Origin of the sequence: Chromobacterium sp. Rain0013 (assembly GCF_015291765.1) — a bacterium.
GTDB classification, from domain to species: domain Bacteria; phylum Pseudomonadota; class Gammaproteobacteria; order Burkholderiales; family Chromobacteriaceae; genus Chromobacterium; species Chromobacterium haemolyticum.
This window is the reverse complement of record NZ_CP031514.1, coordinates 3,637,032-3,660,527: the sequence shown is the minus strand read 5'-3', so window position 1 is coordinate 3,660,527 and position 23,496 is coordinate 3,637,032. Positions and strand designations below refer to the sequence as shown.

At 63.4% G+C, this 23,496-nt stretch carries 23 protein-coding genes; 11 read left to right on the top strand and 12 right to left on the bottom strand.

Translation table 11 applies throughout. From position 1 onward, the window contains the following. The first annotated feature begins 103 nt into the window (after nt 1–103). Nucleotides 104–1,489, top strand: coding sequence for a glutamate--tRNA ligase (gltX, locus tag DXT74_RS16845; RefSeq protein ID WP_081554974.1), 1,386 nt, complete (start codon nt 104–106; stop codon nt 1,487–1,489). A 214-nt stretch (nt 1,490–1,703) separates the two neighbouring features. On the opposite strand, the gene DXT74_RS16840 is transcribed toward gltX, so the two are convergent. The 3 genes from DXT74_RS16840 to DXT74_RS16830 form a co-directional block, all read right to left on the bottom strand. Next, nucleotides 1,704–2,498 (bottom strand): TenA family transcriptional regulator, encoded by a 795-nt coding sequence (locus DXT74_RS16840; protein ID WP_043631081.1) that lies wholly within the window; start codon nt 2,496–2,498, stop codon nt 1,704–1,706. A 96-nt stretch (nt 2,499–2,594) separates the two neighbouring features. Next, nucleotides 2,595–5,018 carry a bifunctional diguanylate cyclase/phosphodiesterase gene (locus DXT74_RS16835; protein WP_052370212.1) on the bottom strand — a complete coding sequence of 808 codons (2,424 nt, stop codon included), beginning with the start codon at nt 5,016–5,018 and terminating at the stop codon, nt 2,595–2,597. 456 nt (nt 5,019–5,474) lie between these two features. Continuing rightward, entirely contained in the window at nt 5,475–5,984 is a 510-nt protein-coding gene (locus tag DXT74_RS16830) for a winged helix DNA-binding protein (protein WP_043631083.1), read from the bottom strand. 156 nt (nt 5,985–6,140) lie between these two features. On the opposite strand from DXT74_RS16830, the gene pxpB reads away from it, so the two are divergent. The 7 genes from pxpB to pcp all read left to right on the top strand — a co-directional run bounded on the left by pxpB (nt 6,141) and on the right by pcp (nt 12,004). After that, nucleotides 6,141–6,803 carry a 5-oxoprolinase subunit PxpB gene (gene pxpB, locus DXT74_RS16825; RefSeq protein WP_370551728.1) on the top strand — a complete coding sequence of 221 codons (663 nt, stop codon included), beginning with the start codon at nt 6,141–6,143 and terminating at the stop codon, nt 6,801–6,803. Then, on the top strand, nt 6,796–7,728 hold the full coding sequence (locus DXT74_RS16820) for a biotin-dependent carboxyltransferase family protein (RefSeq protein WP_194426531.1): 933 nt from the start codon (nt 6,796–6,798) through the stop codon (nt 7,726–7,728). Before pxpB ends, DXT74_RS16820 begins: the two co-directional genes overlap by 8 nt. Then, nucleotides 7,713–8,450, top strand: coding sequence for a 5-oxoprolinase subunit PxpA (gene pxpA, locus DXT74_RS16815; RefSeq protein WP_194426530.1), 738 nt, complete (start codon nt 7,713–7,715; stop codon nt 8,448–8,450). Before DXT74_RS16820 ends, pxpA begins: the two co-directional genes overlap by 16 nt. Before the next feature lie 63 nt (nt 8,451–8,513). Continuing rightward, nucleotides 8,514–9,227 (top strand): DUF969 domain-containing protein, encoded by a 714-nt coding sequence (locus DXT74_RS16810; protein ID WP_019101005.1) that lies wholly within the window; start codon nt 8,514–8,516, stop codon nt 9,225–9,227. Next, nucleotides 9,224–10,210, top strand: a complete 987-nt coding sequence (locus tag DXT74_RS16805; protein WP_043631093.1) for a DUF979 domain-containing protein — start codon at nt 9,224–9,226, stop codon at nt 10,208–10,210. The genes DXT74_RS16810 and DXT74_RS16805 overlap by 4 nt, the downstream gene beginning before the upstream one ends. A gap of 142 nt (nt 10,211–10,352) precedes the next feature. Further along, complete coding sequence (locus DXT74_RS16800) at nt 10,353–11,363, top strand: DUF2891 domain-containing protein (protein ID WP_194426529.1); 1,011 nt, start codon at nt 10,353–10,355, stop codon at nt 11,361–11,363. Further along, complete coding sequence (gene pcp / locus DXT74_RS16795; RefSeq protein ID WP_081554967.1) at nt 11,360–12,004, top strand: pyroglutamyl-peptidase I; 645 nt, start codon at nt 11,360–11,362, stop codon at nt 12,002–12,004. The genes DXT74_RS16800 and pcp overlap by 4 nt, the downstream gene beginning before the upstream one ends. A 6-nt stretch (nt 12,005–12,010) precedes the next feature. On the opposite strand, the gene crcB is transcribed toward pcp, so the two are convergent. From crcB to DXT74_RS16765, 6 genes are all read right to left on the bottom strand, one after another. After that, nucleotides 12,011–12,400 (bottom strand): fluoride efflux transporter CrcB, encoded by a 390-nt coding sequence (gene crcB / locus DXT74_RS16790; protein WP_043592972.1) that lies wholly within the window; start codon nt 12,398–12,400, stop codon nt 12,011–12,013. A 205-nt stretch (nt 12,401–12,605) separates the two neighbouring features. After that, a complete protein-coding gene (locus DXT74_RS16785) occupies nt 12,606–12,968 on the bottom strand; it encodes a roadblock/LC7 domain-containing protein (RefSeq protein WP_019101000.1) in 363 nt (120 codons plus the stop codon). A gap of 50 nt (nt 12,969–13,018) precedes the next feature. After that, on the bottom strand, nt 13,019–13,651 hold the full coding sequence (locus DXT74_RS16780; RefSeq protein ID WP_019100999.1) for a hypothetical protein: 633 nt from the start codon (nt 13,649–13,651) through the stop codon (nt 13,019–13,021). Next, entirely contained in the window at nt 13,648–14,196 is a 549-nt protein-coding gene (locus DXT74_RS16775) for an ATP/GTP-binding protein (protein ID WP_019100998.1), read from the bottom strand. The genes DXT74_RS16780 and DXT74_RS16775 overlap by 4 nt, the downstream gene beginning before the upstream one ends. An 18-nt stretch (nt 14,197–14,214) precedes the next feature. Continuing rightward, entirely contained in the window at nt 14,215–16,605 is a 2,391-nt protein-coding gene (locus tag DXT74_RS16770; RefSeq protein WP_194426528.1) for a hypothetical protein, read from the bottom strand. Then, entirely contained in the window at nt 16,598–17,389 is a 792-nt protein-coding gene (locus DXT74_RS16765) for an MBL fold metallo-hydrolase (RefSeq protein ID WP_043631101.1), read from the bottom strand. The genes DXT74_RS16770 and DXT74_RS16765 overlap by 8 nt, the downstream gene beginning before the upstream one ends. A 257-nt stretch (nt 17,390–17,646) precedes the next feature. On the opposite strand from DXT74_RS16765, the gene hmpA reads away from it, so the two are divergent. The 3 genes from hmpA (at nt 17,647) to DXT74_RS16750 (ending at nt 20,454) form a co-directional block, all read left to right on the top strand. Then, a complete protein-coding gene (gene hmpA / locus DXT74_RS16760; RefSeq protein WP_194426527.1) occupies nt 17,647–18,864 on the top strand; it encodes an NO-inducible flavohemoprotein in 1,218 nt (405 codons plus the stop codon). A 187-nt stretch (nt 18,865–19,051) separates the two neighbouring features. Further along, entirely contained in the window at nt 19,052–19,498 is a 447-nt protein-coding gene (locus tag DXT74_RS16755; RefSeq protein WP_194426526.1) for an Rrf2 family transcriptional regulator, read from the top strand. A gap of 98 nt (nt 19,499–19,596) precedes the next feature. Next, the gene (locus DXT74_RS16750) at nt 19,597–20,454 is read left to right on the top strand and encodes an endonuclease (RefSeq protein WP_114155095.1); all 858 of its coding nucleotides are present in this window, start codon (nt 19,597–19,599) and stop codon (nt 20,452–20,454) included. Between the two features lie 19 nt (nt 20,455–20,473). Here the strand turns inward: DXT74_RS16750 and DXT74_RS16745 are convergent, their stop codons facing one another. The 3 genes from DXT74_RS16745 to DXT74_RS16735 are packed head-to-tail and all read right to left on the bottom strand — an operon-like array spanning nt 20,474 to nt 23,470. Next, nucleotides 20,474–21,331, bottom strand: coding sequence for a carbohydrate ABC transporter permease (locus tag DXT74_RS16745; protein WP_114155093.1), 858 nt, complete (start codon nt 21,329–21,331; stop codon nt 20,474–20,476). Nucleotides 21,332–21,348: 17 nt separating this feature from the next. Next, nucleotides 21,349–22,215 (bottom strand): carbohydrate ABC transporter permease, encoded by an 867-nt coding sequence (locus DXT74_RS16740; RefSeq protein ID WP_194426525.1) that lies wholly within the window; start codon nt 22,213–22,215, stop codon nt 21,349–21,351. A gap of 10 nt (nt 22,216–22,225) precedes the next feature. Continuing rightward, nucleotides 22,226–23,470 carry an ABC transporter substrate-binding protein gene (locus tag DXT74_RS16735; protein ID WP_194426524.1) on the bottom strand — a complete coding sequence of 415 codons (1,245 nt, stop codon included), beginning with the start codon at nt 23,468–23,470 and terminating at the stop codon, nt 22,226–22,228. Nucleotides 23,471–23,496 lie beyond the last annotated feature (26 nt).

Genomic DNA, 23,496 nt, shown 5'->3' with positions numbered 1-23,496 from the left:
GCTTGCGCTGGCAGGGAGGGCGTTTCCCACAAACCCTGGGGTTTGCTGCCGCTTCGTCAGCCGGCGTACAATAGCCGTTTTACGTTTTCGAGCCTGAGTCACCATGATCCGTACCCGTTTCGCTCCCAGCCCCACCGGTTATCTGCACATCGGCGGCGTGCGCACCGCGCTGTTTTCCTGGGCCTACGCCCGCAAGAACAAGGGCGTGTTCGTGCTGCGCATCGAAGACACTGATCTGGAGCGTTCGACGCCGGAATCGGTGAAGGCGATTCTGGACGGCATGCACTGGGTGGGCCTGGACTACGACGAAGGCCCGTTCTACCAGACCCATCGTTTCGACCGTTACAAGGATGTGATCCAGCAGCTGCTGGCCTCCGGCCACGCTTACCTGTGTTATTGCAGCAAGGACGAGCTGGAAGCGATGCGGGCAGAGCAGGAAGCGCGCGGGGAGAAGCCGCGCTACGATCGTCGCTGGCGTCCGGAAGCCGGCAAGACCTTGCCGGCGATCCCCGCGGACGTGGCACCTGTGGTGCGTTTCAAGACCCCGCTGGACGGCGTGGTGGCCTGGGACGACGCGGTCAAGGGCCGCATCGAGATCGCCAATCAGGAACTGGACGATCTGATTATCGCCCGCCCGGACGGCAGTCCGACCTATAACTTCTGCGTGGTGGTGGACGACTGGGATATGCAGATCACCCACGTGATACGCGGCGATGATCACGTTAACAACACTCCACGCCAGATCAATATCCTGAAGGCTTTGAACGCGCCGCTGCCGGTGTACGGCCATCTGCCCATGATCCTCAACGAGGACGGCCAGAAGATGTCCAAGCGCCGCGACGCGGTCAGCGTGGTGGACTACGCCGACAAGGGCATTTTGCCGGAAGCGCTGCTGAACTACCTGGCGCGCCTGGGCTGGGGCCACGGCGACGACGAGTTCTTCAGCATGGAGCAGTTCGTCGAGTGGTTCAGCCTGGAGGCGGTGAGCGCGTCCGCCAGCCGCTTCAATCATGAAAAATTCATGTGGCTGAACGCCCAGCACATCAAAACCGCCGACAACGGCCGCCTGGCCGAACTGATCGCGCCGCGTTTGGCCGCCGCCGGCGTCGAGCTGTCCGGCGGGCCTGCCATCGAGGACGTGATCGCTCTGGTCAAGGAGCGGGTGCAGGATTTGAACGCGCTGGCGCTGGAAGTGGACTACTTCTATCGCAAGCGGGAAGCCGCGGCGGCCGACGTGGACAAGCATTTGTCCGGCGACAGCGTGGCGCGCATGGGGCGTTTCGCCGACAAGCTGGCGGGTTTGGACACCTGGTCCGCGGAAGCCATCCACGAACTGTTCAAGCCTTTCTGCGCGGAAGAGGGCATCAAGATGGGCCAGCTGGGCATGCCGCTGCGCGTGCTGGTATGCGGCACCACCCAGACCCCTTCGGTGGACGCGGTGCTGGCCTTGATCGGCAAGGATGAGGTGTTGCGTCGCCTGCGCGGCTAAACCGGTCCATAGAGGCAAAGTAAACCGCCCTGCAAGTTTTGACTTGCGGGGCGGTTTGTTTTACGGCTGGCGCTGTTTCCGGTCATTGCCCGCTGCGCGGGGGCGGCTGTGCTTGGCGAGTACGGTTGCGGGATGTTTGCGCCGGTCTTGCGCGTTCCGCCTTTGCTGCCTAAAAGCCTTCCCCTTCTTTGCTCGCGATGCTTTGAACAGGCTGTCAGGCCAGCGCCGGCTCAGCGCAGGCGCGCGGGCAAGTTTCCTGCGCGGGCTGGCTCATGTAATGATCCAGCAGCAGGCGCATGTAGCGGTGGCTCTGACAGATCGCGTGGCGCAGTTCCGCCACTTGCCGCGAGCTTGGGTCTTCGCCCACCAGCGTGACGATGATTTCCAGCGCCTCCCACGGGTGCTCGTCGTCGTAATGCGCGTGCAGCGCCAGCCACTTCATCGCTTTGGCGCGCTTTTCCTTGGGAAACTGCCGGGCGTAATCCTCTTTGGAGCAAACGGCGGCGCACCATTCACCGGTAGCGCCTTCGATCGCGTAATTGGTGGCCGCCATCGCCACCTCCAGCGATTCACGCTCGCAGACCTGATTGCACCAGTGGCTGAGACTCAGCGTTTCCAGAGCCTGGGGGTTATGCAGCAGGCTGTCGGCGTCCACGCCGGACGCGGCGGCCCATTGTACCCAGTGGTCTGCGTGGTTTTGCTCCACGCGGATATTGCGGATCAGGTAGCGGCGCGCCATATCGTGGCCGCGATGTTGGCCGTAGCGCACTTTCAGCAGGTTTTTGGCCATGTATTGCGGAAACTGTTCGATTACCGGCCAGCCGCCGCGCAGAAAGGCCTGGTGGACGGCGACGGGCAGCACGCCGTCGCGCATCTGCCGGAACAGCTCGTGCTCCACCACCTGGCGCTTGAAGGCGTCGCAGTGACGAACCATCTCCCGTGTCCATTCCGGATAGCTGTGGAGGTCCATCAGCGGGCCGCTCCTGACAAAACCGATCTCTTTACTCATCGTGTCCCCTTTCCTTAGAAGCAAGGCCGGGCCAAGCCGGCCAGACGCGGCGGCCTGTAGGCCGCCCTGATCCGGCCTGACGATCAGGCCGGTAGCCTATTGCTGTCGCATTCGGTGATCGCCGCGCGCATGACGGAAGCCGAAGGGCTCCGGCCGGCTCAGGTGGAAGCCCTGGGCGTAGTCCACGCCCAGTTTGCGCAACTCGGCCACGATCTCGGGCGTATCCACGAATTCGGCGATGGTGCGCTTGCCGGTGACGTGGCCGATGTGATTGATCATCTCCACCATGGCATGGTCTATCGGGTCCGTCGCCATCTCCCGGACGAAGCTTCCGTCGACTTTCAGGAAGTCCACCGGCAAGTGCTTCAGGTAAGCGAAGGAAGACATGCCGGTGCCAAAATCGTCCAGCGAGAACAGGCAGCCGATTCGGCGCAGTTCGTGGATTAGCCGCTGTGCGGCTTCCAGGTTGGCGATGGCGTTGGTCTCTGTGATTTCGAAGCAGATCAGTTCCGGGGGGACGCCGCTGCGTTGGAACTGCTGCTGCACGAAGGCGAGGAAGCCGTCGTCGCACAGGGTGGAGCCGGATAGATTGATTGCGCAGTGTCTAATGTCCTGATTGCCGGCGCGGCGCAGGAGCGCCAGCTCCTGAAACACTTTTTCCACCACGATGCGATCGATTTCGGTCATCAGGCCATAGCGCTCGGCGATTGGCACGAACAAGCCCGGGGGCACCTGGCTGCCGTCGTCGGCGTTGAGGCGCAGCAGCACCTCGACATAGCGTCCGCGCTCCGGATGGGCGGCCAGGGGGACGATGTCCTGAGCGTACAGGGTGAAGCTGTCGTCGCGCAGGGCCTGGCGCAGCCGCTGCACCCAGTCCATCTCGTGAAAGCGCGCCGACACTTCGGAATTGTGAGGAATGTGCAGTTGGATGCGATTGCGGCCTTTTTCCTTGGCCATGTAGCAGGCGATGTCAGCCGAACGCATCACCTCGGCCAGCGAGGTGTCGGCGTCGGACACGCAGACCAGGCCGATGCTGGCGCTGATGGAAAATTGGTTGCCTTCCCACTGGAAGCTGCATTCCATGATGGCCTGGCGCAGATTATTGGCCTTGGCGATGGCGGATTCCACCGAGCTGTTGCCGAGCAAGACGCCGAACTCGTCGCCGCCCAGCCGCGCCAGCGTGTCCGAGGCGCGCAGTCGCCGCGCCACCGAGCGGCTGATCTGACACAGGAGTTCGTCGCCGGCGGCGTGGCCGTAGGTGTCGTTGATCAGTTTGAATTGGTCCAGGTCAATGAACATCAGCGCCAGCGACGCCTCGGCTTGGTCCAGTTGTTTGATCGCCTTGATGGCGCGGGTTTCGAACTCCCTGCGGTTGACCAGGCCGGTCAGGGCGTCGTGGCTGGCCTGCCAGGACAATTCGTTGATGTATTGCTGCTCCGCGGTATTGTCATGCAGCACCAGCACGATGCCGTATTGCTCGCCGTGGCGGTCGCGAATCGGCGCGGCCACCAGGCTGACCTGCAGCGGAATCGCGTTGTGACGCAGCATGTTCAGCTTGGGATAGGTGCGGCTGGTTTCGTCCTGGCGGCAAAGCTCGGCGAAGCGCAGCGTGCTGTCGGTTTCTTGCCCTTGTTTGATCAGGCTGAGCAGTTGATCGAAGTGCAGGCCCAGGCTTTCCGTCTCTACGTGGCTCAGCATGTGCTTGGCGCTGTTGTTCAGATAGATCACCTCGCCCTGCATGTTCAGCGTGATCACCGCGTCGCCTATCGATTGCAGCGTGATCTCGGCGCGTTGCTGCTCCGCTTGCAAGGCGGCTTTGTAATTGTCCGAGGCCTGAATCAGCCGGCGGATCTGCAAAATGGTCAGCAGCACCAGCAGCATCCCCGCCATCAGATTGGCGCTCCAGACCGCCTGGCTGACTTCGCGGGAGGCGTTGCCCAGCACGCGGGAAAAGCCCTGGGCCGGCGCTTTCACCGCTTCGTTGATTTCGACGATCTGAGAGGTGAGAGCGGCTTTGTCTGCCTGGCTCAAGGAGCCGTCGGCGTAGCCTTGGCGCAACTGCTCGCCGATGGTCTGAATTTCCTGCAGGTAGTAATCGCCTATTTTCCAATAGCGGATGGCTTCGGCCAGGTAGCTGATGCGGTGAAACCACAGATAGGCGCGGATGATGTTTTCAATGTCGTCTGGATGGTTGCCGCCGTCCAGGAAGCCTTGGCGCGCGGTGTCCAGATCCGGCGGTTTGCGATCCAGCGCCAGCCGGGCCCGGTGGTCGCCCAGCTGGATGGAGATCGCCAGCCGGTAGCGTTGGAAATCGTGGTCGGACCCGGTCTGGGCGTAGCGGGTCAAATGGTAGATGGAGTCCTTCTGCGCTTTCGACCATAAGCCTTCCCCCGCCACGTAGGCTCGGGCGGTGGAAACCACATAGAGGCTGAACGCGCTTAGCGCCACCTGCATGACGACGATGAGCAAGAAGGGCAGCACGACAAAGAGCAGCTGTCGGTTGGCGGTATTCGACCTCATGGCGGTTCCGGCTGATGAATATGGTAACTATGCGGCTAAATGGTCCCCATCAAGCGCCGACGCCGACGTCTCTGGCCCGAGCGGCGAGCCGACGCCGCAGTTGAATTCGGAGTCTGCCTGTCGCGGCGCACCCGCCAACGGGCGGTATTTCACCGGTCTAAGTGCTGGTGTATGGCGTTTTTATCATCCCATTCGAAATTATTCAATATTTTTTACAACTATATCGAATGTTTATTTTAGATGAGAAGGTTTGATAATAAATGAATAGCCTAATTTCTCTGGGCTTGCCGTTGGCTTGATTGGATTGGTATCTGGGAACGGGAAGAGTCTGCGCCGGCGCGACATGGCGAGGCCGGCGGCAAGGGCGGCGTTCGCCCAAAATGGCGAGGCAAGCATGTGCCGCGCTTGCCGCGCGAGTTTTTCTCCAGGCGCGGCGGTTCGCAGATCAACCAGCGCTTACATAGAGGCCGCGTCGCGCGAGGCCTGGTCGTACAAGCTGGCCAGCATGCGCAGCAATTGCGCGTTGTCGCCGATATCGGCCTGTTGGCCGCCGTTGTCGATCAGCGCGTTGATCAGGCATTGCTCGCGCACGTCGCGGTAGCGCTGGCACAGTTCAATGCCGGCCTGGGTCGTGGCGAACAAGGCTTCCTTCCCCACTTTTTCGCTGCCGACATAGCCCATTTTCACCAGCTTCTTCAGCGCGTAGGACACCACATGAGTGTCCTCGATGTTCAGCACGAAGCAGATGTCCGCCAATTTCTTGCTGCGGCCGCGGTGGTTGACGTGATGCAGCAGGGACACTTCCATCGCGGTCATATCGCTCTCTCCAGCGGCCGCCATGCAGCGGGTCATCCAGCGATTGAAAGCGTTGTTGGCCACGATCAAGCCGAATTCGAACTCGGATAGCTCGGCGCAACGCTCGGAGACCAGATGCGATGAGGAGACGATGTTGCGTTGAGCGTTCATGGACGGGTCCGGAGACGAGGTGGCTTGGCCGGCCAGTATAACAAAACGTCATTTGCGCTGGACATAGTCAATAAATACAAATAATTTATAGATGTTTTATCTGCAAAATAACAAATATGCGCACCGCGAGACGGGCGGCTGCAAATGGAGAATGGTTTGGCATCGAACTCAATGCGCTATTACCTGCTGGGCGAGCGGGCCGCTGTATTGGAAAGCGTTAGGCCGGCCGATCTGGCGTGTCAGCGACGCATTTGGTGGCTGGCGCAAACCTTGACGGGTGCGTCTGGGCTGATCGACGTGGTGCCCGGCATGAACAATCTCACCCTGATCTTCGACCCGGACGCCGACGACGGCGAGGCTTGGCTGGGACGCTTGCGCCGCGGCTGGGCGGAAGCGCAAGAGGTCGCGCCGCGTGTGCGGCGGGTGGATGTGCCGGTGCGCTACGGCGGTCGCCACGGTCCGGATCTGGCGGTGGTGGCGGCGCATGCCGGCTTGAGCGAGGTGGAAGCGGTGGCCGCTCATGCTTCGGCGGACTACGTGGTGTACTTCCTCGGTTTTCAGCCCGGCTTCGCCTATATGGGGGGGCTGCCCGAGCGTTTGGCCACGCCGCGGCGCGCTGAGCCCAGGCTGGCGGTGCCGGTCGGCTCGGTGGGCATTGGCGGCGGGCAGACCGGCATCTATCCGGCGACCAGTCCCGGCGGCTGGCAGATCATAGGCCGGACTCACCTGACATTATTCGATTCGCGACGCGCGGAGCCGTCTCTGTTGCTGCCAGGCGACTGCGTGCGTTTTGTGCCGCGGGAGGACGGAGATGATTGAAGTTACGCAGGCCGGCATTCAAAGCACGGTGCAGGACCTGGGCCGGCGTGGCTTGCGTCACCTCGGCGTCGCGCAGAGCGGAGCGCTGGACGCGCCGGCGCTGATCATGGCCAACCGTCTGTTGGACAACGCCGCGGACGCGGCTGGCATCGAGGTGGCTTTAGGGCCGTTTGGCGTCCGCTTTCTGCGCGATGGCTGGTTCGCGTTGATGGGGGCGGACTTCGGCGCGGAGCTGGACGGCGAACCGGTGTGGAGCGGCTGGCGCTATCCGGCCCGCGCGGGTCAGCATTTGCTCTTGCGTGGCTGCCGTCACGGCATGCGCGCTTATCTCGCCTTGGCCGGAGGCATCGACGCGCCTCTGGTTCTGGGCGCGCGCGCCACCGATCTGCAAGCGGGTTTTGGCGGCTGGATGGGGCGCGCGCTGGAGGCCGGGGACCAATTGCCCTTGGGGCCGGCGCTTGCGCTGTCTGGCCGGCTGGGCCGGCGCAATCTTGGCTGGACGCCGTTGTTGCGCGCGTTGCCGGGCCCGGAATGGCAGCAGTTCTCCCGCGCGGCGCGGCAGGCGTTCAGCGAAGGCGAGTGGACGGTGTCCGCGCAGAGCAATCGCATGGGCTATCGCTTACAGGGCGAGGCCTTGGCGCGGGAGGCCGCCGGAGATTTGCCGTCCCACGGGGTTCTCCCCGGCGTAGTGCAGGCGCCGCCGGGCGGTCAGCCCATTGTTTTGCTGGCGGACGCGCAGGCGACGGGAGGCTATCCGCGCATCGCCTGCGTGATTGAAGCGGATTTGTGGAAGCTGGCGCAAGCGCGGCCGGGGGCCAAGCTGCGTTTCGAGATGGTGGACGCGCAACAGGCGGCGGCGGCGCGCTTACGTCTGCGGCAGTGGTTGCAGGGACAGGATTGGAGTCAGGCATGCAGATCGATTTGAACGCCGACATCGGCGAGGGTTGCGGCGACGACGCGGCGATCATGGACCAGGTCAGCTCGGTGAACATCGCCTGCGGCTGGCATGCGGGCGACGCCGAAACCATGTGGCGGGCGGTGCGGGACGCGACGCGACGCGGGGTGGCGCTGGGTGCTCACCCAGGCTTTCCCGACCGCGAGCATTTTGGCCGCAAGACGATGCAGCGCGCGCCGGAACGGGTATATCAGGACGTGCTGTACCAAGTGGGCGCGCTGGATGCGATGGCCCGGGCAGCCGGAACGCGGCTGCGCCACGTCAAGCCGCACGGCGCGCTGTACAACCAGGCGGCGCGCGATCCGGCGCTGGCCGACGCCATCGCCCGAGCGGTGAGGGATTTCGATCCCGAACTGCGGCTGGTGGGTTTGGCCGGCGGAGAGTCCGGCCGCGCCGCGAGGCGTCACGGCTTGCAAGCGATAGAAGAAGTGTTCGCCGACCGCGCTTATCTGGCCGACGGCAGTCTGGCGCCGCGCGGAATGCCGGGCGCGGTGATCGAGGATGCGGAGCAGGCTTTGCGCCAGACTCTGGAGCTGGTGTTGCGAGGACGAGTCGCCACGCTGGACGGCGGGGAGTTGGAGATTCGCGCCGACAGCGTTTGCCTGCACGGAGACGGCGCGCACGCGCTGGAGTTCGCGAGGTTGTTGCGTCGGCGCTTGGAACAGGAGGGCGTGGGCATCATGGCTTTGTGAGCCTTATCCGGAAACTAGAGCCGTCCGCAGGCGGCCATTTCCATCATACAAAGGAGAAACTGCATGGATCTTGCATCCTACCTGCCCCTGGTGGGCATTCCCGTGGTTGTGGCGGGCTTCGCGTTGCGCTTCAATCCGCTGCTGGTGGTCACCGCCGCAGGTCTGAGCACCGGCCTGGCGGTCGGCATGGATCTGGGCGCGCTGTTGGAAACCTTCGGCGAAAAATTCCTCAATAGCCGCCAATTGGCCACCTTTATTCTGATCCTGCCGGTGATCGGCCTGTTGGAGCGCTATGGCCTGAAAGAACGCGCACAGCAATGGATAGCCGGCATTCGCAGCGCCACCACCGCGCGCATCCTGATGCTGTACTTCGTGGTGCGCGAGCTGACCGCCGCGCTGGGCCTGATCAATCTGGGCGGCCACGCCCAAACTGTGCGCCCTTTGCTGGCGCCGATGGCCGAGGGCGCCGCGGCCAATCAGCTGGGGGAGCTGCCGCCGGTCTTGCGCGACCGCATCCGCGCCCATGCCGCCGCCTGCGACAATATCGCGGTGTTTTTCGGCGAGGACATCTTCATCGCCTTTGGCGCGGTGTTGTTGATGGATGCCTTCCTCAAGGAAAACGGCATCGCCAATATCGAACCGCTGCACATCGGCCTGTGGGCGATTCCCACCGCCGTCAGCGCGTTGATCATCCATATGGCGCGCTTGGCGCGGCTTGACGCCAGATTGCAAAGCGATATCGCCGCTTGGCGCGCTCAACAGGAGGCTGCGGCATGAAGGCATGGTTCAGCATCAATGACATTTATTATCTGATCGGCATTGTGGTGATGCTCTTGGTGGGCATGACGCTGCGCGACCGCGGCAATCCCAAGCGCTATACCACCGCCTTGTTCTGGTTCTTGTTCGGTTCCACCTTTTTGTTCGGCGACTTGATAACGGCGGTTCTGGGCAAGGCGATGGCCTATCGCCTGGTGGGCCTCATCGTGATCGCGCTCGCCCTGTTGGCCGGAGCCGGCTGTTTGGCGTCCGGCAGTTATAGCCAAAGCAGCGATCAGCAGCGACGGGAGGCCGCCAGCCGCCTGGGCAACAAGATTTTCCTGCCCGCCTTGTTGATTCCGCTGTTGACTGTGGCTTGCACGGTGTTGCTGAAGGATGTCGGGATTGGCGGCGCGGCCTTGTTGGATCAGAAGCATTTGACCTTGGCCGCCTTGGCGGTGTCCTGCGTCTGCGCGCTGTTGCTGGGATGGAAGCTGACTGGAGGCACCCCGCTGCAGGCGGTGCGCGAATCGCGTCGTCTGGTGGACTCCATTGGTTGGGCCGCCATCCTGCCGCAAATGCTGGCGATGCTGGGAGGGGTGTTCGTCGCCGCCAAGACCGGCCAGGCGGTGCAAGAGGTGGTGGGCCTGTTTGTCGATCCGGACAACCGTTTTCTGCTGGTGGCGATCTACTGTATCGGCATGGCGCTGTTCACCATGATCATGGGCAACGCCTTTGCAGCGTTTCCGGTGATGACAGCCGGCATCGCGCTGCCTTTCCTGATCGTCGGCCAGCATGCCGACGCCGCTCCGTTGGTGGCCATCGGCATGTATTCCGGCTATTGCGGCACGCTGATGACGCCCATGGCCGCCAATTACAATATCGTGCCAGCGGCCTTGCTGGAACTGAAGGACAGATACCTGGTGATCAAGACTCAGATTCCCACCGCGCTGGCCTTGCTGGGCGTGAATATTCTGTTGATGTATTTCATCGTGTTTCGCTAAGAACCTGTTCACGATCTGCTGCGCGGTGGCGATACGGCGTTGAAAACCCCTTCGAAATGCTCATGTGCCATGTGTGCATTCCGCTTTCTCAGCTGTTTTCGCCTTGTCTCGCGAGATCGTGAACAGGCCTAAAGGAGGCTGAATGAATCCGCAACAAGCTTCCGCGCTGGCGGCGCTGCCGCTGGCCGGCCTGGTTCGGGAGTATCCGAACTTTCTGAGCCACTTGCTGAACGGGCCGGATGATGCGCGCACGCCGCGCAGCCTGCATCCCGTGTTCTACGGTTGCTACGACTGGCACTCGGCCGTGCATGGCTTCTGGCTGTTGGCGCGCCTGGCGCGTCGTTTTCCACGTTTGCCGGAGCAGGCTGATATCGCCGCTCTATTCGCCAGCCATTTTTCGCCGCAGGCTTTCCAGGCAGAGGCGGACTACTTCGCCGCCCCGGGCCGTACAAGCTATGAGCGGCCTTATGGCTGGGCCTGGTTGCTGGCCTTGGCGCAAGAGCTTGAGGCCTGGGAGGCGCCTCAATCCGGTCAATGGCGCGAGGCGATGCGGCCGCTGCTGACTTTGATCCGTCAGCGCTGGCTTACGTTTCTCCCTTTGCAGGATTATCCGATCCGCAGCGGCGGGCACGCCAACACTGCCTTTGCCTTGTTGCTGAGCCTGGACTATGCACGCGCCGCCGACGATGCCGAGCTGGCGCAGGCGCTGGAGGCGGCAGCCCGGCGTTATTTCCTGTCCGATGCGGATTATCCGGCGCGCTTGGAGCCAAACGGCGATGATTTCCTGTCGCCCTGCTTATGCCAGGCTTTGTTGCTTAGCCGGCTGTTGCTGGCGGAGCCGTTTCGCGATTGGCTGCGCGCTTTCTTGCCCGATTTGCCGCGAAACGCTGTCTTGCTGAGTCCGGTAAAGGTCAGTAACGGCTCGGACCCCAAGATCGGCCATCTCATCGGCTTGAATTTGAGCCGCGCCTGGTGTTTGCGCCAGTTGACGGCGGCGCTGCCGGCGGACGACGCTTGGGGGGCTTTGTTGGGCCAAAGCGCGCGGGCGCATCTGGACGCGGGCCTGCCGCACGTGGTCAGTGGTCATTACACTGGGGAGCATTGGCTGGGGACTTTCGCCTTGCTGGCTTTGGACGAGGGAGAGCTTGAATGAGCAAGATCGTGTTGTTGACGGGTTTCGAACCGTTTGGCGGCGAGAGCGTGAATCCGTCATGGGAGGCTGCGAGCCGGCTGGATGGAGAGTCGTTGATGGGCGCGGTGGTAGCTGCGAGGCGGCTGCCATGCGTGTTCGGCGAGGCCTTGAGCGTTTTGCGCGGAGAAATGGCCGCATTGCGGCCGGCGCTGGTCGTGGCGGTGGGTCAGGCGGGCGGACGCCCCGAGCTATCCTTGGAGCGGGTGGCGATCAATGTGGACGATGCCCGCATCGCGGATAATGCCGGCCATCGGCCGATAGACCGGCCGGTGGTGCCGGGGGGGCCAGCCGCTTATTTTTCCACTTTGCCGATCAAGGCGCAGGCGGCGGCCTTGCGCGCCGCCGGCATTCCAGCGGCCGTGTCGCAAAGCGCGGGGACCTTTGTCTGCAACCATGTGTTCTACGGCCTGATGCACGCCTTGACCGGCGCGCCCGCGCGCGGCGGTTTCATCCACATTCCCTATTTGCCGGAGCAGGCCGCCGCGCATCCGGGCGCGCCCAGCATGAGCCTGGAGATGATAGTCGCGGGTCTGCGGCTGGCCTTGGAAACGGCTTTGACCGCGACGGAGGACATTGTCGAGACGGGCGGGGCGACGCACTAGACGGCATCATCCCTTGAGCGCGCGCAGCCAGTGCCAGCTGGCGATGCCGGTCAGGGTGGCCAGCAGCGAGCCGCCGACGTGAACGGCGACGGCGGCCAGCGCCGGCAACAGCCGTTGTTGCTGCAGCAAGGCGATGACTTCGGCGGAGAAGGTGGAGAAGGTGGTCAGGCCGCCGCAAAAGCCGGTGATGACCAGTAGCCGCCATAGCGGCGACACCCCCGGCGCGCTGGCGAAGAAGGCGACGGCTAGTCCGATGATGTAGCCGCCGATCAGATTGGCGGCCAGCGTGCCTGGCGGCAGGCTGGGCCATAGACTGTTCAGCTTGACGCCCAGCGCCCAGCGCAACAAGGCGCCCAACGCTGCGCCGACGGAGATGGCGAGTATGGTTTTCCACATGGAGTCGAGTCTTGCGCGGAAGCAAAACCGTATTGTGCCGGCCATGTGCCGCCAAGCATAGGCCTGCTTGTTAGAACCTGTTCAACGTCTGTTGCGCTTCGTGGTGCGTTGCACGGTGAGTACAAGCTCAAAATGCGCATGTACCACCCGACCATTCCGTTTTTTCGCTCGTTTTCGCCTTGTCTCGACCCTGCTCGCGAGGTTCTCAGAGAATTTCGGCAATGCTGCGCGCCGCGCGTTTGGCGTCGAGAAAAATCAGACCCAGCTTGGCCTCGCGCCGTGCGATCACGGTCAGCACCGCGTCCGGGCTGGCGTGGCTCATCAGAATGTAGCCGTGCTCTCCCTTGACCATCACTTGTTCCAGCCCGCCACGCGCTAGTTCTCGCGCGGTGCGCTCGCCCAGCGAGAGCATCGCAGCGGCCATCGCGCCGACCCGGTCTTCGTCAACCTCCTGCGGCAGCAGCGCCGCCATGGTTAGGCCGTCGGCGGAAATGATGGCGGATGCTTCTATGTCGGCGGTTGCGCCGTTGAGGTCGCTCAGGATGGATTTGAGCATCTGTTCACGCATGGTGTTCTCCAGGGTTTTGTTCAATGCGCCGGCCGTAGCGCGGCCGGGGTTCAGGCGTAGCGGCGCGCCAGCAACTCCACCAAGCCCACAAAGGCTTCGCTTTGCAGCCGAGGTTCGCCGCCTATGATCAACGCGAAGGCCTGCTGCGCCACGTGCAGGGGGTAAAAAGCCAGTTGGCTGCGGCCGGCCGGGTCCACCGCGGCCCAGGCGGCGCTGCCCAGATTGAGATGGTTCTTGAGCAATAGATGATGCCGGCGGCTCAATGACATCAAATCGCCGGCCAGCGCGGCGATTTCCTCGGCGGTTTCGTGGTGGAAGCCTGCGGTGGCGTAATAGAGGCCGTTATCGTCGGCCAGCAAGGCCTGACCGCTGCCGGACAAAGCCTCCAGAAGCTCCGGCAGCTGGCTTTCCAGGTTGCCGGCGAGGGCAGGCCGCGGTTCCGCTGTGCCGTGCACGAATTCCAATCGTTGCAATCGATAAAGGGTGGCCAGCGCCTGTTCCAACTCGTCGTCGCACCATTCGCTGAGCAAGGGTTCGCTCAGCGGCACCGCATGGCCAAGCCGCAGGATGTTGAACAGCAGGCGACGGGTCAGGTCGGCTTCGGCTCCCGCTACGGCGTAAAAGGCGCCGGCCGGCGTGGCCATCGGGTAGAGCGGCCCGCTCAGCCGCAGTTCTTCGTTCATTGCGGTTCTCCCAGACCAGGGTCTATCGAGTACAGCAGCGCCAGCAGCAGTTGTTTGATGTCTTCGCGGCGGCGGCAGTCCACTTCGAACACCGGCGCGTTCAAGCCGCGCGCGGCGAGGGCTTCGGCGTAGACGTCGGTGGCGGACAGCGGCGCGAGATCGGTCTTGCTGACGCCCAGCGCCAGCGGCGCGCGGCGCAGCAGCGGTTCGAAGGCGCGCAGGAAGAAGCTGAGATCCTGCAGAGGGTTGGCGCGGCTGTGGTCCAACAGCAGGATCAGACCGATGCTGCCGCGGCTGACGATGTCCCACATGAAGTCGAAGCGTTCCTGGCCGGGGGTGCCGTAGAGGTGGACCTTGGTGTCGGCGTCCAGGCGCAGCATGCCGTAGTCCAGGGCTACCGTGGTGTGGTCCTTGCGATGCAGGGTCATGTCGCTGGCCTTGGCGTCGGTGCGGATCGGGGCGATGTCGCTGATGGCGGCGATGGCGGTGGTCTTGCCTGCGCCCACGGGGCCTGCGAAGAGGATTTTGTTATCGGGGCTGCGCATGATGGAAGGTCGAGAGGCTCACAAGCGGGTCACTTTTTGCAGGAGTCGGGACAATAAGCCGGCGCCGTCTGGGCGCAGGGGGCCGGTCGGCGTCGAGCCGGGCCGCACCGGCGCGCTGGATATCACTTTCAGAGGCGGCGCATCGCTGCGCCAGTCCAGCAGGCCCAAAGCATGGGCCGCGGCCAGGAAGGTGCAGGCGTGTTCGGGGTCCACGCGAAGCAGCCGGATGATGATGCGTAGCGTGGCCGGCGTTTTGGTCAGCAGCGCGCTCAGGCGCGTCGCATCCGGCAGCGCCTCCAACCGGGTCAGATTGGGCCATTGCCTCAGCCGCAGGGGGGTGTCGGCGCCGATGCCGGCGGGCAGCCGCCCCTGGCTGCTCCAAATCGCCAGTTGCCATAGCAGCGCCGGTAACGGCTGGGTGACGACGCCGGCGCTGGCGCCGGCGGCCTGCGCCTGCAATGCGGGCGCATCCTGCCGACACAGCTCGCGCAATTGCTCCGCGGGCTGCAGGCATTGCGCTTGTGCGCGGTCCGGACGCAGCCATAGCAGCGGCCGGCCCTCCACCAGCAATAGCGCCGGCCGCGGTTGGCGGGCCAGCCGCGTGGTCGCGCCGAGCAGGCCGCGGCGAGGGTCGAAACGGGCGATGGAGATCGGCGGCATGGAAGACGGAGGAGCCGGCGCGGCGGCCGGTTCGAACCGGGGCGCCGTAGCCGGAAGCGGGTCCGTCGCCGGAGCGCGTGTCGGAATAGGTGCGGGCCTCAGCGCCGCTTGCAGTTGGGGAAACAGGGATTCCACCCGCAGCGGTTTGGTCAGCGTCGGAGCCGGGGCGTGTTCCGGCGGCGTAGAGGCGACGATCAAGGCGGGCAGCTCTGGGTGGCGGAGGCGGAACTCTTCCCAGGCTTGCCAGCCGATTGGACTGTCGATATCGACGATGGCCAGGTCCGGCAGGTGTTCGCCGGACGAGGACTCCAGCAAGCGGTAGCGTATGCTGTGGTGCAAACGAAAAGCCATGCGAAGCAGGGCCAGCTTGCGGTCGTCCATGCCGACGGCGAGCACGGCGATATCGGAGGCGGGCGGGGTGGGGCGCGGCATGGGCGTTTTGCTCAGGCGGCCAGCATGCGCCGATGGGCGGCGTCGGCGTCGGCATCGAAACCGGCCAGTTGCGCGCTGACCTCCAGCGGCAGCCGCGTCACATGCGAGCGCAGCTGCTGTAAAAGCCAATGGAAGCGAGCACGGTCGTCTTGTCGACGGTAAAGCTGTAGCAAAGGCGGATAGTTGGCGGCGTCCTCCGGCTGGCTTAGCACAGCCTGCTCCAAGGTTTGGATAGCCATATCGACCTGACCTTCGCTGAGGTAGGCGTCCGCCTCGCCGCGCGCCGCTGAAGCCGAAACTGCGGCCGATGCGTTCCAGCTCCGGCCGTTCGGGGCGTTGCGCCAGCAGATCCAGCACCGGGTGGGCGCCGAGCAGCCAACCCGCGTGGATCAATTGTTCTTTGAGGCTTACGCCATGCTCGCCCAGCGCCAAGTGGAAGCGCCAGAGCGTCCGCGCGTAGCGCGGTAATTGGCGCTGTCGGTAATGCACATACAGCAGGTCCAGTAGATGCGTCAGCGAGTGAGGCCGCAAGGCCAGCGTCTGCTCTAACGCCGTGGTTGCGGCAGCGTATTCTTGCCAGCGCAGCCAGACTTTGGCCCGGCGTTCGGCCGGCAAGAGCGCGGCGATGACGTCTTTCTCTCTTTCGTTCAGCGGGAACAGCGGGGCGCAGCCATGCAGCAAGGCTTGGGGCCGTTTGGCATCGATGGATGGCGACGGCGACGGGCGGGAGGGGAGGATGGCCGCCGTTGTCTCCTCCGTGGCTTCTTCCGACAGGTCCGGCGCGTCGTCGCCCAGACGCAGGCCGATCTCCTCCGGCCCCCAGCCCAGTCGCTGCTCCGCCAATACTCGCAGGGACAGGTGGTTGCGCTCGACGCGCAGCCCGGCCTCCACCGCCTGCTCCAGGGCTTCCCGTCCTATCAGCGCCAGATCGTGCTGGCGTTCCAGCATCAAGGCGTAGTCGTCCAGCGCGCCGGTTTGCAGGTATAGGCCGGCCAGCCTTTGAAGCTGCTTGCCGGAGTGCGGCGCCAGCCGGTCCACGTAGTGGCGCAAGGCTTGCGCGGCTTGTTCCAGATAGCCGAACTCGATGAAGATGTCGACCTCGGCGAGCGAATCGAGCTCATCCACCTGATAGGGCAGCTCGGCGTCGCCGGTGTCCGCAGGCTCCGGTTCCGCCATCTGGATGTCGGCGTTCCGCGCTTGCGCGGCGCGGTCGCGGCGCGCTTGCCAGCGCAGCGCGGCCAGCAAGCTCAGTAGGCCCATGATCAGCGCCAGGCCGGCGACAAGGTCGAAATTGCTCTGCGGCAGCCAGTCAGTCATGAGAGGGCACCTCGCGAGGCGGCGGCGTGAAATCGGCGGGGCTGATCAGGTCGGTGCCGCACTCCAGGGTTTCGAACCAGTCCAGAAAGCGCTTCACCATAGGCTTGCCCTGAAAGGAAGCGCCGTGCTGCGGCACGATCCACTCAATGTCCAACTGACGGACCATTTCCACCCATAGCCTGCAAGCCTTGTTATTGGACATATAACGCCGATGAAAGGCGAGCATGTGGCTGTCATGCAGATGAGCATCGAAATCGCTGACCGGCAAGCCGGCGGCGTGCCCGTCCATCAGCGAGGCGCCGATATCGCCGGAAAACAGGATTTTGCTGATTGGATCGTAGATCTGAAAAAAACCGACGGTGTGCAAGTAATGGGCCGGGACGATTTGCAGTTCCGCGCCGCCCAGCCTCAGCCACATGCCGCGCGGCGGAATCGCCACCAGCCGGCCGGCTGTGGCCCCGCGCATGCAGAAGTGGGGCAAGAAGCGGGTCCATTCTTCGGCGATGATCACCTGAGCGTCGGTGATGAGCAGCCAGCCGCCCACCGAGGCGATGATGTCCGGGTCCTGATGAGAGGCGAATATGTAGCGAGTGTGCGAGGGCAGGAAGTAGTCGGCCAGTTCCGCGATCAGGTGCTTGTAAGTGAGGTTGCCGCCCGGATCCAGCAAAATGCCCTCGCCTTGGTCGATGATGGCGAACTGGTTGGATTGTATGCCTTCGCCTTGCACCAGTTCGGTGAAGGCGACGCATTTGTGATTGCCGTCGTCGTAAAGCACCAATGCCATAAGCCGCCTCATCAAGCCGGCTGCGCAATGGAAGCGCCGCCGCCAGGTTATGCCGTAAGAATGTGAAGATTTTATGCAAGCGGTATGGTTGGGGTGTTGACTTGGGTCAAGACTGCCCAGAGCGAATGTTTGCCCAGGACGATGACAATACCGCGATAAAGATGTATAGTTTTTACATCTTTAAAGGAGACCGGGGATCAACCGGCATTTTTTACCCGCTTTAAAATGTATGTAAAAAACATCTTTAGGGGTCTTCCATGCTGAATCCCGAAATCCGCGCCCTTGTCAAAGCCACTGTTCCGGCGTTGCAGCAACACGGCCTGGCTTTGACCAGCCATTTCTATCGCCGCATGTTCACTTACAATCCGGAGTTGAAAAACATCTTCAATCAAGGGCATCAGCATTCCGGTCAACAGCAGCAGGCGCTGGCGATGGCGGTATTGGCCTACGCCCAGCACATCGACGACCCATCGCCGTTGGCGCCTGTGCTGACCCGAGTGGCGCACAAACATGTCAGCCTGGGCATTCGGGCCGAGCACTACCCCATCGTCGGCAAGCATTTGCTGGCCTCCATCCAGGAGGTGCTGGGCGAGGCGGCAACGCCTGAGTTGATAGACGCCTGGGCCGCCGCTTACGGCCAACTGGCGGATATCTTGATCGCCGAGGAGCGCGAGCTGTATCTTGCCGCCGCCAACACCGAGGGCGGCTGGGCCGGCTGGCGGCCGTTCCGCATTGCGCGCAAGGTGGACGAGAGCGAGGAAATCACATCCTTCTATCTGGTGCCGGCCGACGGCGGCGCGGTGCCGGGTTTCCGTCCCGGTCAGTATGTTTCGGTCAAGTGCTTTGTTGCGGAATGGGGGCTGGCTCAGCCGCGCCAGTACAGCCTGTCTGACGCGCCCAATCGCGAACATCTGCGGATTTCGGTCAAACGAGAAGCGGGCGGTGACGGCAAGCCAGCGGGACGAGTGTCCAATCTGTTGCATGCGGAAAAGCGGGAGGGCGACATTCTGGAACTGAGCGCGCCGCAGGGCGATTTTTTCCTGCATGAAGAGCGTAGCGGTCCGGTGGTGCTGATCAGCGCGGGCGTCGGCCAGACGCCGATGTTGTCCATGCTGTGGCACCTGCTGAAAACCGGCAGCCGCCGGGAAATCCGCTACTTGCACGCGGCTCGCCACGGCGGCGTGCATGCGATGCGCAACGGTTTGCGGCAGATGCAGGAACGCCACGCGCAGCTGCGCGCCCATGTTTGCTATGAAGCGCCGCGCGCGGAGGACAAACTGGGCCGGGACTATCAGCAACAAGGCCGTCTACAGCTGAACCAACTGCGTGAAATGACGCTGTTGCCGGATGCTGACTACTATCTGTGCGGCCCGGTGGGCTTCATGCTGGCGCAGCGCTCCAGCTTGTTGGACCTGGGCGTGGCGGTGGAGCGGATTCATTTCGAAGTGTTCGGCTCCAACGCCGTCGGCGCTTAAGCCATTGAGCCGGCGGCGCTTGCCGCCGGGCTCCGCTTCAGAACCTGTTCAATGTCTGCTGCGCGTCGACGATACGACGTTTAAAACAGTTTCAGAATGCTCGTGTACCATGTGTACACTTCGCGTCTTCAGTCATTTTTGCCTTGTCTCGTGCTTGATCGCTAGGCTTGGAACAGGTTTTAAGACCATGCAATTGACCCGTTTTACCGACCTCGGCCTCCGCGTGCTGATGTATCTGACCTGGCAGGAAGAGGGGCAGTTGGCCACCATTCCGGAAATCGCCGCCCGTTTCGAGGTGTCGCGCAACCACTTGGTCAAAGTTGTCCATTTCATGGCGCAGCAGGGCTGGCTGCAGACCTGCCGCGGCAAGGGCGGCGGCCTGGCGCTGGCGCGCGCGCCGGAGCAGTACCGGGTGGGCGAGGTGGTGCGCGAGCTGGAAGGGCTGTCGCAGTTGATAGATTGTGCGGATCCGCCGTGCGCGCTTCGGCAAGGCTGTAGACTCAAGGGCGCGCTGGACGAAGCCTTGGCGGCGTTTTTCCGGACGCTGGACCAGTATACGCTGCGCGATATGATGGCCGCGCCTACCGGCGAGGCCATCGTCCGGCTGCACCGGCAGCCCTTGCGTCCCGGTTAATGACGTTGTTGTTTTTGTTGAAATTTATATGGATTATCATTTGTAATATTTTTTGGATCTTATTGTCGTGAACACGGCGGGTACTTACACTGCCCGCCATGCGTTATCCCATCCTCCTCCCCGTTATTTTGTTGCTGGCCGCTTGCGATGCGGCCGAATTTTCCAAAATCAGTCAATCAGCGGAAGTCAAAATCCTGGCCAAGGCCGGAGCGGCCGTGGTGCGCCAGCTGGAACAGGTGACGCGGCCAGCCGCCGACACGGGCGCGCCGGGCCGGGTACAGGCCGCGCAGTTGGTGAGCGGCGTCAAGCAAGTAGGACACCGTGATTTTTCCAACGCCAAGAAAGTATTGCCGCGGGTGTTTGCCGGCATGGAGCAGGATTTCTATTGCGGCTGCGACTACCGCGGCAAGGCGGTGGATTGGGCCTCCTGCGGCTATGTGCCGCGAAAATCGGAAACCCGCGCCAGCCGCATCGAGTGGGAGCACGTGGTGCCGGCCTGGAACCTGGGCCATCAGCGTCAATGCTGGCAGCAAGGCGGCCGCAAGAACTGTGCGGCCAGCGATCCTGTCTTCCGCATGGCGGAAGGCGATTTGAACAATCTGGTGCCGGCGGTGGGCGAGGTCAACGGCGATCGAGCCAACTTCGCCTACGGCGCGTGGAGTCGCAAGCCGACGACGATGTACGGTCAATGCCAATCGGTAACGGATTTCGGCAACAAACGCTTCCAGCCGCGTGAAGAAGTGCGCGGCGTGGCGGCGCGCATCACGCTTTACATGCATGCGCGCTATCAGCTGCGCATGAGCCGGCAGGACCAGCAACTCATGTGCGCCTGGGCGCGCCAGTACCCGGTGAACGCCTGGGAGCGACGTCGCGACGCGCGCATCGTCCAATTGCAGGGCGAGGGCAATTTCCTGGTGGCGGAGCCGCAGCGCTTGGCAGAGCTGTGCGGAGCTTGAGCGCCGCGGCCGGGCGGCGTTATTTGACCGCGCCGTCCATGCCGCGCATGAAATAGCGCTGACAAAATAGAAATACCAGCAATACCGGCGCGATGGTCAGCGCCGCGCCGGCGGCCACCATCCGCGTGGAGGTGGCGAAAGCGCCTTTCAAGTACTGCACGCCCACGGACAGCGGGTAGAGGTCAGGGGTCTTCAGCACCACGCTGGGCCAGACATAGCTGTTCCAGGACCATACCAGGGTGAAGATGGCCAAGGTGGCCAGATAGGGCCGGCTCAGCGGCAGGCATATGCGCCAGAACAGTTGCCAGTCGCCGGCGCCGTCCATGCGCGCGGCGGCAATGATTTCTTCGGGAATTTCCTCGAAGGCGTGCTTCATCAGAAAAATCCCGAAAGCCCCGGCCAATGTTGGAAGCGCTACTCCGACGCGGCTGTCGTCCAGCCCCAGCCAGGACAGGGTCACGTAATTGCTGAGCACATTGGTTTCGCTGGGCAGCAGCAAGGTGGCGATGATGGCGTAAAACACCCATTGCCGGCCGCGAAAGCGCAGCTGCGCCAGTGCGAAGCCCGCGCAGCTTGAAACCAGCAGCGTGCCGGCAGTGGAGAGGCCGGAGATCAAAGCGGAGTTCCATAAAAACCGTCCCATCGGGATCTGATCCCATACTTCGCGGAAGTGGGTCAGCGACAAGGGCTCCGGCCAGCGCGGAGGGAAGTCGAACACCTGTTCGCCGTTGCCCAACGCGATCATCAGCGTCCACCCAAACGGATAACAGGCGGCGCAGGCCAGCGCTAGCAGCAACAGGTAGTCCGGCAAGCGCCGGAGCGCGCGCGCGCGGGCTTGCCGGGCGGGGCGGGCGAGTAGGCTTGAGGCTGCGGTCATGGTGAGTGTCCTGAAAGCTAGCGGTGGGCGGGGCGCAGCAGGCGGAAGTTGAGGCCGGCCAGCAATAAGCACACGCCGGTCAGCAGTAAGCCGGCGGCGGCGCCGCGGCCAAAGTCCAACTGATCGAAGCCTTGATGGAACATGTAATACAACACGGTGTAGGTGGAGTTCAGCGGGCCGCCGCGCGTCATCACCAACACTTCTTCGAAGGCTTTCAATGCGTCCAGCGTGGAAATCAGGCTGCAGAACAAGATGGTGGGCCTTAGCATCGGCAGCGTGATGCGCCAGAAACGCTGCCAGGCATTGGCGCCGTCCAGCACGGCCGCTTCCTGCATCTCCGCCGGAATCGCCTGCAGGCCGGCGAGGTAGAGCACCATGTAGTAGCCGATCCCGCGCCAGAAGGTGACGAACATCACCGAGAACAGGGCGATGTCCTCATCGCTGAGAAAGCCGATCTCCTGTTGCGCGGTCAAAAGCCGCAGCCAGCGCAGCGCGCTGTTGAGCACGCCGTAATCGGCGTACATCCAGTTCCACATGATGCCGACCACGGCTACGGTGGTGATCACCGGCAGGTAGACGGCGGCGCGGAACAACTTGATGCCGCGCAAGGGCCGGTTGGCAAGCAGTGCCAGCGCAATGGCGGCCAGCTGGATCGCCGGCACCACCAGCAGATAGAGTAGGGAGTTGCGCATCGCGCGCCAGAACACCTCGTCCTGCAGCAGGAATTCGAAGTTTTCCAGGCCCGCCCACTGCGGCGGCGACAGCAGGTCATAGCGGGTAAAGGCCAGGTAAGCGCCGAACAGCAAGGGCCAGAAGGTGAACAACGCCATTAGCGACAGAGCCGGAGCCAGGAACAGCCAAGCGTTGCGGGCGCTGGATTTCATTGTCGCACGCTTACTTCAACTGCCGGTTCCAGAACACGACCGCCTCGTCCAGCGCCAGCTGGGCGTCCTTGCGGCCGGTGACCGCGGCTTCCACGCTGTCCACCAGTTTTTTCTTCAGGTCCGCCAGCCGCGGCACCCCGCTCAGGCTGAAGGTGCGGATGTCCGGCGCAGCCTTGGCGCCCTGGGCGCGGGCGACGTCGACCAGGCTGCCGCCGGCCTGGGTGAAATAAGGGTCGCGCAGCGCTGCGCGAGTAGAGGGGAAGGTGGCTCCGGTGACTTTGGAGAACGCCAGCTGCTGAGCGTCGCTGGTGAGGAAGCGAGCGAACTTGATCGCTTCGGCTTGAGTGGACGCAGGCAGCCCTTTGGATACTGCCCAGCCGAACTGGTAGCCGCCCTGTGTCACGCCAGTGGGCCCCAGCGGCGCCGGTTGTACCCGGCTGACCTCGAAGATGGCGCGGGCGTCGGTCTGGGTGCGCCTCACCGCGGTGGGCGCGGTTTCCATCATTGCCAGCCGGCCGCTGTTGTAGAGCTTGACGCTGGCCTGGTAGTTGTCATCGGCGAACAGGTTCTCCTTGGCCAGCGCGCCGGCTTTGTAAGCGTCGGCGTACTGGCGCAGCAAGGCCACATGCGCCGGGCTGTTGAAGACCGCCTTGCCGTTTTGCAGCAGAGGCAAGCCGCGGCCAAGCATGATGCCGTCGATCTGGCCCAACTGGGGCAGCAGGCCGGGCACGCCGGTCTTGACGCGGATGGCTTTGGCGGCGGCCAGTTGCTGCTCCAGGCTGGCCAGCTTGCGCGCCGGATCCAGGCCGGCCTTGCGGAACAGCTCGCCGTTGAGCACCAGCACATTAACGTTGTTGTACCAAGGGTAGGCGTAGAGCTTGCCGCCCACGCTGAGGTCGGCCAGCGCATTGGGCAGATAAGCGACCTTGTCCGCTGTCAGTGAGCTGTCCAGCGGCAAGAGCGCGCCTTTCTGCGCGTATTTATACAAGCGGGGCACGTCGTGGTTAATCAGCGCCGGCGGCCGGCCGGCGGCGATGGCGGCGTTGAGCTTGGTCTCGAAGCCCTCGTTGAACACATCCACCCAGCGCAGTTCGACATTGGGATTTTGCGCCTCGTACTGTTTCTTGGCGGCGGCGAAATAGGCGTCGAATTGCGGCTTGAGCGAGTCGGTCCAGTATTCGACCACGATTTTGTCGGCGCGGGCCGGGCCGGCCAGGGCCAGCAAGCCGGCGAGCAGCAGCGGGGAAAGGCGCATGGGGAGTCCTTTTCGGAGAGAGGGAG